The sequence below is a fragment of the Leucobacter manosquensis genome (assembly GCF_018304845.1).
Lineage (GTDB): Bacteria > Actinomycetota > Actinomycetes > Actinomycetales > Microbacteriaceae > Leucobacter > Leucobacter alluvii.
This window is the reverse complement of sequence record NZ_JAFEVO010000001.1, coordinates 1-12069: the sequence shown is the minus strand read 5'-3', so window position 1 is coordinate 12069 and position 12069 is coordinate 1. Positions and strand designations below refer to the sequence as shown.

General features: G+C 67.6%; 11 protein-coding genes. 4 read left to right on the top strand and 7 right to left on the bottom strand.

Going from position 1 to position 12069, the window contains the following annotated elements:
• Positions 1–23: 23 nt before the first annotated feature.
• From JSQ98_RS00055 to JSQ98_RS00025, 7 genes are read right to left on the bottom strand one after another with little or no spacing between them, the layout of a single operon-like run.
• Entirely contained in the window at positions 24–824 is an 801-nt protein-coding gene (locus JSQ98_RS00055; RefSeq protein WP_211647788.1) for an enoyl-CoA hydratase/isomerase family protein, read from the bottom strand.
• Positions 821–1960 carry an extracellular solute-binding protein gene (locus tag JSQ98_RS00050; RefSeq protein WP_090147520.1) on the bottom strand — a complete coding sequence of 380 codons (1140 nt, stop codon included), beginning with the start codon at positions 1958–1960 and terminating at the stop codon, positions 821–823. Before JSQ98_RS00050 ends, JSQ98_RS00055 begins: the two co-directional genes overlap by 4 nt.
• The gene (locus tag JSQ98_RS00045; protein WP_090147517.1) at positions 1957–3177 is read right to left on the bottom strand and encodes a CaiB/BaiF CoA transferase family protein; all 1221 of its coding nucleotides are present in this window, start codon (positions 3175–3177) and stop codon (positions 1957–1959) included. Before JSQ98_RS00045 ends, JSQ98_RS00050 begins: the two co-directional genes overlap by 4 nt.
• On the bottom strand, positions 3174–4313 hold the full coding sequence (locus tag JSQ98_RS00040; RefSeq protein WP_211647786.1) for an aldose 1-epimerase family protein: 1140 nt from the start codon (positions 4311–4313) through the stop codon (positions 3174–3176). The genes JSQ98_RS00045 and JSQ98_RS00040 overlap by 4 nt, the downstream gene beginning before the upstream one ends.
• Entirely contained in the window at positions 4310–5071 is a 762-nt protein-coding gene (locus JSQ98_RS00035) for an SDR family NAD(P)-dependent oxidoreductase (RefSeq protein ID WP_090147512.1), read from the bottom strand. Before JSQ98_RS00035 ends, JSQ98_RS00040 begins: the two co-directional genes overlap by 4 nt.
• 2 nt (positions 5072–5073) lie before the next feature.
• Entirely contained in the window at positions 5074–5988 is a 915-nt protein-coding gene (locus tag JSQ98_RS00030; protein ID WP_211647784.1) for a sugar phosphate isomerase/epimerase family protein, read from the bottom strand.
• 44 nt (positions 5989–6032) lie between these two features.
• Entirely contained in the window at positions 6033–7193 is a 1161-nt protein-coding gene (locus JSQ98_RS00025) for a Gfo/Idh/MocA family protein (RefSeq protein ID WP_211647782.1), read from the bottom strand.
• A 161-nt stretch (positions 7194–7354) separates the two neighbouring features.
• Here JSQ98_RS00025 and JSQ98_RS00020 point away from each other — a divergent pair, with 161 nt between their 5' ends.
• Genes JSQ98_RS00020 through JSQ98_RS00005 form a run of 4 tightly spaced genes read left to right on the top strand, consistent with a single transcriptional unit; the run spans position 7355 to position 12009 of the window.
• Entirely contained in the window at positions 7355–8428 is a 1074-nt protein-coding gene (locus JSQ98_RS00020) for a substrate-binding domain-containing protein (RefSeq protein WP_200329745.1), read from the top strand.
• Positions 8429–8454: 26 nt separating this feature from the next.
• Entirely contained in the window at positions 8455–10005 is a 1551-nt protein-coding gene (locus JSQ98_RS00015; protein WP_211647780.1) for a sugar ABC transporter ATP-binding protein, read from the top strand.
• On the top strand, positions 10002–11024 hold the full coding sequence (locus JSQ98_RS00010; RefSeq protein WP_211647778.1) for an ABC transporter permease: 1023 nt from the start codon (positions 10002–10004) through the stop codon (positions 11022–11024). Before JSQ98_RS00015 ends, JSQ98_RS00010 begins: the two co-directional genes overlap by 4 nt.
• A complete protein-coding gene (locus JSQ98_RS00005; RefSeq protein WP_200329751.1) occupies positions 11017–12009 on the top strand; it encodes an ABC transporter permease in 993 nt (330 codons plus the stop codon). The genes JSQ98_RS00010 and JSQ98_RS00005 overlap by 8 nt, the downstream gene beginning before the upstream one ends.
• Positions 12010–12069: the final 60 nt, after the last annotated feature.

Here is a 12069-nt window from a genome sequence, read left to right as displayed (position 1 = left end):
AATCCTGTTCGTTCGGGTCTCGGTCAGCGTCCGCGGAAGACGCCGTCGCGGCGCTCGGCGAAGGCGCGGCGCCCCTCAGCCGCGTCCTCCGTGGCGAACGTGATGGCCTGGAGGTCGCGCTCGTAGGCCATCGCCTGGTCGTGCGGCAGGTTGTAGGCCGCCCTGATGTTCGCCTTCGCGGTCTCGACGGCGATCGGCGGTCGGGAGGCGATCGTCGATGCGAGTTCGCGAGCTCGCTCCATCAGACGCTCCCCCGGCACGACCTCGCTCACGATGCCCCAGCGCAAGGCGGTCGCGGCATCGATCATGTCCCCGGTCATCGTCATGACGGCGGCGTTACTCGGGCCTGCGGCCGCCGAGAGGAATGCGCTCATGCCGCCCCCGCCGATCCAGCCGAGCTTCACCTCCGGCGCTGCGAACTGCGCCGTCTCGGCCGCGATGCGGATATCGCAGATCAACGACGTCTCGAGCCCGCCCCCCAGGGCGTACCCGTTGATCGCCGCAATGATCGGCTTGCGCAGTTCGTGCAGCGCGTCGCAGTAGTCCATGCGATTTCGAAACTGCCACGGAGTCGCGTAGTCGTCGAGCGTGCGAATATCGCTGCCCGCGCAGAAGGCGCGGTCGCCGGAGCCGGTGAGGATCACGACGCGAACGCTCGGATCGTCGTTCGCCGCGTGCGCGATCCGCTCGAGGGTGCGCGACATGTCGGGCGTGACGGCGTTGAGCTTCTCGGGGCGCTGCAGGGTGACGGTGAGCACGAAGTCGTCGAGCGCGACCCCGACCTGATCGGTGGCGAAGTCGGTGATGGCGGTGATGGCGTTCATCGGTTCCCTTTCAGTGCGGCGGCGCGTGAATCACGAGCCAGTCTTCCGAGGCGCGCCAGAGCCTCGCGCGGTGCGAGTTCCCCCGAGAGGGCGCTGCGCACCAGCTCGGATCCGGCGAGTTGAGCGGCAGGGAAGCCTGCGTAGCGCGGGCGCACGCTCGCGGCCTCGATGGTGTCGCGAGTGCTCGAATAGAACGCCCCTGCGCGATCGTCCACCTCGCGATCCGCCCATGCCCCGGCGAGCGCCGGCTGCCCCTCGAACTCCGGAATCACTCGGCGCTGGGTGCTCGGAGCGACAAGCCACCTGAGGTACTCGCGCAGGCCATCGGTGACCTCGGCACGTCGGCTGACCGCGACGCCCGTGCCCCCGATCATCGACCCGATGGGACCGCCCCGCACCGCGCGAGGAGCGTCCCCGAACGCGACGGGCGCCTCGTTCCCGCGGCGCGAGTAATTGACGTACCCGTAGACGAGGGGCACGAAGGCGAGGGGATCATCGGAGCCGACGCGCTCGAGCAGACCGATCGGATTGATCCGGTCGTAGCCAGGAGCCGACCGCGCCTGCACCGCGCGGAGCACCTCGAGCGCATCGAGCGCCTCGCGATCCGGCACCCACGCCTCGCCCTCCTCATCGACGGGTGCAGCTCCGAGTGCCGCGACCACGGAGAAGAATGTGAGCAGCGCGTGCGGCCCGGAGAGGCTCAAGGCCACGGGAACGTCGGCTGCGAGGCGCTCCACGTCTTCCCAGGTCTCAGGAGCTGCGGCCACGAGACGGCTGTCGCGTGCGCTCACCTGTGTCGCAGCATCGATCGGAAGCGCCCAGGTGCCGCCATCGCCCCGATAGGAGCGCAGGGAGGGCCCGACGTAGCGTTCGGAGAACAGCGGATCGTCATCGCCCAGCACGGACTCGAGCGACTGCAGTGCTCCGTTGCGGAGTGCGTCGCCGATGTGCGGATGGTCGAGCACGATGAGGTCGTACTCCGCAGCGAGCTCATCGATCGGGTGCGCTTCGAACCCCTCGAGCGGCTGCGCATCCCAGGAGACATCGACACCGCGTTCGCGCCAGAGCACGGACGCCGCTTCGAGCCAGACCCGGCCCCTGGGGTGATCCCACGTGAGTCCGCGAAAGCCGGTCACGGCGTCTCCAGGGCCTCGTCGAGCTGTGCCACGACGCCGGATGAGACGAGGCGGTCGACGTCGGCGCTCGATACCCCGATGCCAGCGAGGATCTCGCGGCTGTGCTCACCGGTCTGCGGGGCACCGCGGGTGACCGAGGGAGGGGTGAGCGAGAACCGGTATGGGAAACCCGGGGTCTTCACGCGCCCTTCCGTGGGGTGCTCGTACTCCACGAAGGTGCCGTTGTGGGCGATCTGCGGATCGTTCACCAGGTCTTCGTACGAGTAGACCGGGCCGGCCCACACGCCTCGCTCGGCGAACAGGGTCAACCACTCCGCGCTCGTGCGTCGCTCCAGCGCCTGGGCGGTACGGGCGAAGAGTTCGTCGCGCATGCTCCACGCCGCGTGCTCGTCATCGAGGCCGCGCAGCGAGTCGTCGTCGAAGAGATCGGCGAGCACGTCGAGCGATGGGAACGCGAGCACGATGTACCCATCCTGCGTGCGGAAGGAGCCGTAGGGTGAGCGAATGTACACGTGCGCGTGCGGCTGCGCGGTGCGCTTCTGCGGCACGTTGCCGACGGTGTACACCGAGAGCTCCTGCATCTGCAGCGTCGTGATCGCGTCGAGCATGTTGACCGTGACGAGCTGCCCCTCGCCGGTGCGCTCCCGATGCAGCAGTGCCGCGAGCACGCCCTCGAACGCGGTCGAAGCCGTGACGGCGTCCGCGAGGTACTGTCCGGCGGCCTGCGGAGGCTGACCGACGGCCCCCGTCGAGAGCATGGCCCCCGACATCGCCTGCAGCAGCAGATCCTGACCCGGCCGGTCCCGGTACGGGCCGTCTTCGCCGTACCCCGAGATCGAGACGTAGACGATCGACGGGTTGATGGCGCGCAGGGACTCGTAGTCGACTCCGAGTCGCTTCGCGACTCCCGGGCGATAGTTCTGCAGGAAGACGTCGGCCTCTGCGACCAGCCGGTACAGCAGCTCGCGCCCTTCCTCGTTCTTCAGATTCAGTGCGAGCGAGCGCTTGTTGCGGTTGAGCGACAGGAACGACACGTTCACCTTGTTGCCCGTGACGCCGCCGGCCGGGGTGTGGCGCTGCCACTCCCCCGTCGTCGGTTCGACCTTGACGACGTCTGCCCCGAGATCGCCGAGGCGCTGGGCCGCGAACGGTCCTGCCATCGCGATCGAGCAGTCGAGCACGCGATAGCCGCTCAGCACACCTGATGGGGTGGTCATGCGGTTGCCTCTTTTCTGGAGATGGACTGCACGCGCGATCGCGCGGCAGCAGTGGCTTCTGGCCCGTCGAGCAGGGTGATCGATGTGCGATACGTCCGGGATTCGCCGTGCTCGAGCCAAATCATCGATCCATCTTCACGTGCGGCCGCCTCTCCGCTGACGTGATGCGTCGACGGTTCGAGGCCGACGCCGTACTGACCCTCGCGCAGGTTCTGCCACTCGAAGAAGTGCGGCATCGCCGAAGCGTCCCAGTCGATCTCGACGCCGAAATTCCCGTCGCTCCTGAGGAGTGCGACGCGATGCCTGCCGTCCTGGCCGGCCGAGAGCTCATGCTCCCAGACCTGCTCGACGAAGTGACGCTCGGGTGCGATGAGCCGATCGTGCGGGGCGCCCTGCTCGTCGACCGAGTCTGATTTCCAGACGTGGCGTTGGATGGCCCCGTGGAACTCGGAGCCCTCGTCGACCACCGGCCATCCGACGTTGATGTGGTAGAGGAACATGTGCGGAGTGCGCTCGAACCCGAGGTTCTCCACCTCGTCGTCGATGCGGAAGCCGCTGCCGAAGACATCGACCTCGATGGTGCGACGCAGCCGCAGGTGCTCGCCGAACGAGGTGGCCTGGACGACCTCTCCCCGAACGCGCAGCACCCCGCCGTTCTCCTGCCACTCCTCGTCGACGGAGAGGAGCCGTGCAGGCAGTGAGCTGAGGCGTCCATGCAGGCCGTGTCGCACGGTCTGCTTCGGCGGGTAGTGGTAGTGCGTCGCGTCGTATTCACCGCCGAACAGCGCGTGGTCGAGCCCGCCGCTGACGAGGAATCCGTCGAGTGTGCGGAGCCAGGCGAGGCCGTCCTCCGACTCGACCTCGTGCAGCGAGGGGTGGCGATATCCGTTGCCCGAGCGCCACGAGACCGGAACGCCCCGGTACCGCACGTCGCCGATGTCGAAGGCGCGGTCGGTGAGCACTTCGATCTCGAGTCCGTCGGCATTGCGGATCTGCAGGGAGCGCACACCGCGCTCCTGCCCGTTCGACCGCACCACCTCGCGAATCTCGGCGAACGCCGCGAGGTCTCCGGTGCGCCGCCGCAGGTGGCTCGTGGATTGCTGCACGGCGTCGCCGTACCAGTCTCGCGCGCTCATTCCATCACCCATCCGCCGTCGACGTTGATCGTCTGACCCGTCACGAACGAGGCGTCGTCGCCGACCAGGAATGAGACGACGGACGCCAGCTCCTCGTTGCGCCCGCGTCGTTTGATCGACTGCTTCTCGATCACCGTGCGGTTGTAGGTCTCCGGGTCGCCGTTGATCTCCTCCGCCTTCGTGGGGAAGGCGCCCGGCGAGACCGCGTTCACCCGCACGCCGGTCGGCCCGAGCTCGCGCGCGAGGGAACGGGTGAGGCCGACCGCCGCACCCTTCGTCGACACGTAGCTGACGAGGTGCTCCCAGCCGCCATGGAACGTGATCGAACCGATGCTCACGATCGAGCCCGTGCCGCGCGGCACCATCCGCCGTGCAGCGGCCTGAGACCCTGCGAAGTAGGCGATCTGGTTGACGCGCAGCACCTCCTCGTACTCGGCGAGCGGAATGTCGAGGAACGGGGTCGCCGGGTAGATCGCGGCGTTGTTGACCATCGCCTCGAGCGGCCCGAGCTCGCGCTCCACGCGCTCCACGGCTGCGTCGATCGCCGGGGTGTCGCGCAGATCGAGGTCGACGACGAGGTTCCGGATCCCGTGCTCGTCGAGCAGGGACGCCGTTTCGCGGAGCGTCTCTCCGTCGCGGCCGACGATGCCGACCGCGAAGCCGTCTTGTCCGAGCCTGAGGGCGATCGCGCGCCCGAGGGCGCCACCCGCTCCGGTCACCAGAGCGGAGCGGGTGGCGGATGCTGCAGGCGTCGTCATGCTCAGACGCCCTGCCGCTTCAGAACCTCGCGCAGGAACTCCTTCGCGCGGGGCACGTCGGATTCGTCGAGGTGCTCGATGATCAGCGGAATGTTCGGGTTGCGCTCCGACAGTCGGCGCACGTACAGGTCGTAGTCGAGCGAACCGAGGCCGGCGGCCGGAAGCTCGATCTCCCCGACGCCTCGGAAGGTGTGCGACGCAAGCGCGTCGTCGTCGCCGATGTCCGCGTGCTTCTCGCTCTTATCGCTGCCCGCGCGCTTCACGTCCTTGGCATGCGCGATGCGCACACGGTCGCCGAGCGTGTCGAAGACCTCGTTGAGCACCCCCGCTTGATCGTCGATGTTGGTGGCGTCGAAGTAGTTCGTCGGGTCCATCAGCAGCTCGAGCCCCGGATGATTGATGTCGTTGAACACCCGCGACGTTTCGCGCACCGATCCGACGACGTTGTTCACGTAGGTCTCGAGGAGGAAGGTCGCGCCGTGGTCCCACGCCTCCTGGGCGAGTTCGGTGAGCACTGCGCGCACCTGCTCGTACGCGTCCTCGCTGCGATTGTGCGGATCATGGTCCCACTCGCTCTCGGCGTTGAACGTGCCGGACTCGCTGATCACGTACGGCGTGCCGAAGTCGCGTGCGCTGCGGATGATCTCCTTGAGACGCTCGACGTTCGACCGGCGCTTGTCGAGATCGGGGTGCACGATGTTGGTGTAGCCGGAGATCGCGCAGATCGGTGCATCGTGGTCGCGGAACGTGTCCTGCACGCGCTTCGCCTTCTCCTTCGTGATCTGGCCGGATGACAGGTCGATGTCTTTGAAGTGGAGGTCGAGCTGCACGGCGTTCAGTCCCAGGTCCTGGATTTTCTTCGCAGTGGTCTCGAGGTCGTACGGGAAGTAGCCCGAGAAGATGCCGATCTGAATCATGGTGGAGGTGCTCCTTTGCGTTCCTTGGTGGGGTGTGTTGCGTGTCAGAGAGTGAATTCGTCGAGCCGCACCGCCCGGCGCTCGTCGAGCGACCGGTAGCCGGCTTCGATCAGCGCCATCGTGCGAACATTGTCGGCGACGGTCAGCGCCGGGGCGTCGCCGCTGTCGAGCGCGTGCTGCACCTGCTCCATGACGCCGATGAAGGCGTGCGGGAACCAGTGCGTCTCCCACTCCGGCGACACCCACTTCCCGTCGGTCTCGTGCGCTGATGCGAAACTGATCGTGGACGGCTCGCCGGTGGGCCAGCCGATCGTGCCGCGCGCGACTCCGGCGGTGCCTTCGACCCGCCAGGAGATGAAGAAGTCGGAGTCGTAACCCGTTTGACGCGGCCCGCCCCAGACATCCTCGCGGGAGACGGCGAGCACTCCGTTGTCGAATCGCAGCGTCGAGGCGACGATTCCGTCGGTGTGCGCGAACTCGGTGCGCGGGTCGGGTCGACCGGCCGTGTAGATCTCGGTCGGCTCGCCGAAGAGGTACCGCAGTGCGTCGAGATGGTGCACGCTCATATTGGCGAGCGTCAGGCGGTCGTACTCGGCGAGGAATGTCTGCCAGTGCGGCACGGCGTGCATGTCGATGGCCGCGAAGACCGGTTCGCCGAGCGCACCGCGATCGAGCAGTTGTTTCAGCGATCGGATCGACTGGTCGTAGCGCATGTTCTGATTCACGGAGAGGATCTTCCCCGCTGCGGCGGCCTCGTCGCGGAGCGCGATCGCTTCGTCCAGTGAGAGAGCGAGCGGTTTCTGGGCGAGGATGGCGCGCACGTGCGGCTGTGCGAGAGCGAGGCGGATGAGCTCGGGTTGCGTGTCCGGCGGAAAGGCGATGTCGACGATTTCGATGCGAGGATCGAGAATCAGGTCGCTCGGCGAGTCGTGCACCGTTTCGATGCCGTATCGCTCGGCCACGGCCGTGGCGTTCGCGCGGGTGCGGGACGCGATGGCGACGACGGGGAACCCGGCGATCCGGTACGCCTCGAGATGCTGATCCGCCATGATCGCCCCTGCTCCGATTGCTCCGATCGCGTGGGATCGCGAGCGGATCCGCGCGTCGGGTTCGAGGCCGAACGACTCCGCCGTCTGCTCTGTCACCGCTGATGTCATCTGCACTTCCTCCTTGAAGTTCGCGCCGTTGGGCGCCGCGGCCATCATGTCACATTTGTTATGTTAGCGCTCTTGGCAGCGCTGCCATTTTGATGTTAGTGTCACCACGCAGCGCTCGTCAACACGTTCTCGAAACCACGCGGAAACGTCCCCGGCATCGAAGCCCCAGGCGGCGCAGCACCTCGCAGTTTGATTTCAAAGGAGAAAGCATGCAGCACTCACGCACCATCGCACGCGGCATCGGCATCGCGGCGATTGCGGCACTCTCGGTCAGCCTCGCGGCCTGCAGCTCGGCACCCGCCGAGGGCGGCGGCAGCGCCGCCGAGGACGGGTCCGACGACGGAACGTTCGTCATCGGGTTCCAGCAACCACTCGGCGGCCAGGCCTGGCGCGAAACCGGGCTCGCAGCGATGCAAGCGCTCGCCGCTCGGGACTACGGCGACAAGGTCGAACTCAAGATCGTGCGCACGAACGACAACGACGCCGCGCAGCAGAACGCGGCGATCCAGAACCTGATCGCCGAGGGCGTCGACGCGATTCTCTTCGATCCGGCCTCGGCCACCGGTGCCGACGCAGCGATCTCCCAGGCGAAAGCCGCGGGCATTCCGGTCTTCGCCAACGGCGGCCCCTACGACAACGAGTACGTCTACACGGTATCCACCGACTGGGCGAGCGCCGGTAAGACCGGTGCGGAATGGCTGGTCTCGCAGCTCGGAGACAACAAGGAGGTCGTCGTGCTCGAGGGCGTCGCCGGCGTGCCGCTCAACGACACATCGATGCCCACCGTCACGGAGGTGCTCGAGGAGGGCGGCGCCACCATCGTCGCCGAGGGCGCGAACGGCTGGAATGAGGCGGACGCGCAGCAGACGATGGCGCAGATCCTCCAGTCCCACCCGGACGTCGGGGGCGTGTACTCGTTCCTGACCGGCGGTCAGGGCGTACCCGCTGCCTTCGCCGACGCCAATATCGATTTCGTGCCCGTCGTGGGCGGCTCGGGCTACAACGGAGAGGCCTGCACCCTCGTCGACAACGCCGAAGCCGGGCTCAGCGGAAACATGGTGTTCGGGCACCCCGCGATCTACGCGAAGGGACTCGAACAGGCCGTGCTGCTGCTGGAAGGCGAGGAGATCGAGCAGGAGCAGTACTTCCCGCCGGCCGAGATCACCACCGAGAACGCGGAGGAGTTCTGCCAGCCGGATATGCCGGACAACTTCCAACTCGGGTACGACTTCCCCGGTCTCGATATCACGCTCGAAGAGTACCTCGAGTTCGCGAAGCAGTAATCGGTCGAAAGGGCGGGAGCATCAGCATGTCCCAGCACACGGGTACGGTCGGCGCCGCAGACGCAGCGCCGACCGACCGTTCTGCGCCACTCGTCGTGGCGCAGAACCTCAATAAGAACTACGGCCCCGTACAGGCGGTGGTGGGCGTCGACTTCACCTGCCACGCCGGAGAGGTGCACGCACTCGTCGGGGAGAACGGAGCAGGGAAGAGCACGGTCTCGAAGATGCTCTCCGGCGCGGTCGTCCCGTCGAGTGGTTCCATCACCATCGACGGACGCCCCCTGCAGGGCGGCAGCATCGCCCGCGCCCGGAGCCTGGGCATCGCGTGCGCGTACCAGGAGATCGCGCTCGTACCGGAGTGGACCGTGGCCGAGAATCTCGCCCTCCCCGAGGTGGGCACGGCGCGCGTCTACTCCCCCGCGAAGGCTCTGCGTCGGGCGAAAGAGATCCTGGAGCAGCTGCATCTCCCCCACATCGACCCGCACGCCCGGCTCGGCACCCTGCTCCTCGCCGATCGCCAACTCGTCGAGATCGCCCGGGCGATCGCGGCGCAACCCAAGCTGCTGATCCTCGACGAGGCGTCGAGCGCCCTGACGCCCCCCGGCGTCGAGTGGCTCTTCGACCGCATCCGCGAGGTCACAGCCGGCGGCAGCGCGGTCATCTACGTGACCCATCGCCTGCAGGAGCTCCAGGTGATCGCGGACCGCGGTACGGTGCTGCGCGACGGCGCCCCGGTCGGGACGTTCACCCGCGGCGCGTGGGACGAGGATCAGCTCATCTCGATGATGGCCGGGCGCGCCACTCAGAAGCAGTTCCCTCCCGCACCCGTCGTCTCCGCAGACGCCCCCGTAGCCCTCGAAGTGCGCAACCTGCAGTCCCCACGCCTCACCGATGTCTCCCTCCGCGTCCGTGCCGGTGAGATCCTCGGCATCGGCGGCTTGCAGGGCCAGGGCCAGACCGAACTCCTGCGGGCCCTGTTCGGCGCCGTGCCCGCCACGGCCGATACCTGGGAGATCGGGGGATCGCCGGTCGGCGCCCTCAACCCGCGACGCGCGGTCAAAGCGGGCATCGGCTACGTTCCCGAGGACCGCAAAACGGAGGGCCTCGCACTCGAACTCGGTGTCGGCGAGAACCTCTTCGCTCCGTGGCTCAGGCTCTTCGGCGCTGGCGGTGCACCGCAGCTGCGCAAGGAGCGCGGCTGGATCGACGGCGTGCTCTCAGCGCTCAGCGTGCGCACCCGCGGACCGCAGGAGTCGGCCGGCGCGCTCTCGGGCGGCAACCAGCAGAAACTCGTCTTCGGCAGATGGATGGATCGCGGACGCCGCGTGCTCATTCTGCACGATCCCACGCGCGGCATCGACGTGCGGGCGAAACAGGAGCTCTACCGCGCCATGGTCGCGCTCGCCGAGCAGGGCGTCGGCATCGTCTGGTTCTCCAGCGAGGTCGAGGAGCTCGTGCACATGTGCAACCGCGTCGCCGTGCTCTACCGCGGCGGCGTGGTGCAGGAACTCGTAGGAACGGACATCACCGCTGACGCCGTCGTCGGCGCCGCGGTGGGAATGGCGGCACACTCATGACCACCGGCACCATCTTCGCTCCGGTCGCACGGCGCACCGCGCTCCCGATCTGGATCCAGCGATCGATCCACGAGGGCGCGGCCCCGCCCGTCGTCGCCTTCGTCCTCTTCATCGCCGTCTACCTCGCCGTGAACCCGAGCCTGCTCACGCGATTCCAGCTGCAGTCAGCGGCCAACCTCGTCGTTCCGCTCGCGATCGCAGCGCTCGCGCAGCTCATGATCGTACTCATCGGCGGCATCGACATCTCCATCGGAGCGGTCATCAGCCTGTGCAACGTGGTCTTCGCGACGAGTCTCGCCGGGCTCCCCGGCCCCGTGGCACTGATCGTCGCCGTCCTCGTCGGAGCCGCGTGCGGCGTCTTCAACGGCCTCCTCGTCGCGTTCGGCGGACTTCCGGCGATCGCGGTGACGCTCGCGAGCACCTTCATCATCGGCGCGATCGCGCGCACCATCCTCGATCGCCCGGGAGGGGCGCTCAGCGAGACGATCTTCAACGTGACGAGCGGAGAGGCGCTGCCATTCCTGCCGATGGCGATCGTCTGGCTGGTCATCGTCGGAGTCGCCGTCTGGTTCGTGCTGCAGCGGACCGCCTTCGGCCGCCAGATCTACGGCGTCGGATCAAACCGCGACGCCGTGCAGGCCGCCGGCATCAACTCGCGGCTCGCGATCCTCGGCGCATTCGTCCTGTCGGGGGTGCTCGCCTCGATCGCTGCAGTGCTGCTCGCCGGGTCGACGGTGACCGGTGACCCGCGCAGCGGCGATCCGTACCTCCTCACGTCGATTGCAGCCGTAGCGCTGTCGGGTGCCAGCTTCGCAGGCGGACGGGGCTCCGTGCTCGGCACCATCGCCGCCGCGATCATCCTCGGCCTCGTCGGAAACCTGCTCTTCTTCGCCGGCATCAACTCGTACTGGCAGTACATCATCAACGCGCTCATCATCTTCGCGGTCGTGGCGATCCCCGTACTCGTCCGCATCATCAGCACGCGAAAGTCGCTCGCGCAGGGAGGCCACCATGACTGAGACGCTCACCGACGCATCCTCCACGGCTGCCAGAGGGCAGGCGACCAGTGCGCTGAAGCGGGTCCCGACGAGCGCATGGGTCTTCGCGGCGTTCATCGCCCTGTTCCTGCTCAGCGGTCTGATCCGCCCGAGCCTGCTGACGCTCGACGGGCTGATCACGACGGTCACCTTCGCATCCATCCTCGCGATCGCCTCATTCGGGCAGACGATCGCGGTGATCCAGGGCGGCATCGACCTCTCAGTGCCCAACACGATCGCGTTCGCCGCGCTCTCGTTCCTCACCTGGAATGCGAGCCTCGGCCCGGTTCTCGCGCTCATCGCGTCGCTCGCGGCGTCCGCAGTGATCGGATTCATCAACGGCTTCGTGATCGCACGGATCGGCCTCACGCCGATCGTGACCACGATCGCGATGAACGGTCTGCTCTTCGGCGTGCTGCTGTTGAACTTCAGCCTCTCGGAGCTCACGAACGTTCCCGAATTCCTGAAGTCGATCACTGCCGAGAAGATCCCGTTCCTCGGCTCCTCCATCGCGGCGGTGGTGCCGCTCGCGCTCGTGCTCATGCTCGTGCTGCACGCGCTGCTGCGCTGGACCGGATGGGGGCGCGCGCTCTTCCTCGTCGGCTCGTCCGAGGCCACCGCGAACCTCGCCGGGCAACCCGTCGCCCGCATCCGCATCACCGGGTACATGCTGAGCAGCGTGCTCGCCGGATTCGCCGGCATCGCGATCGTCGGCTTCTACAACCAGGCCGAAACGATGATGGGTGCGCCCTATCTCCTGAGCTCGGTCGCGGCCGTCGTCGTCGGCGGCGCCTCGATCTTCGGCGGCCGCGGTTCCGTGCTCGGCACGCTGGCAGGCGCCCTCGTCCTCGGCCAGGTCTCGACGCTCGTGGTCGTCTTCAACCTCGGCGTCGCCGTGCAAGACATGGTCTACGGGGCGATCATCCTGCTCGTCGTCGCCCTGTACGGCCGATCGCATTCCCGCTGAGCGCCGGCCGGGGCAGCGCGGCAATCCAGCCGACGCCCCCGGTCGACACCTCTCCCACCC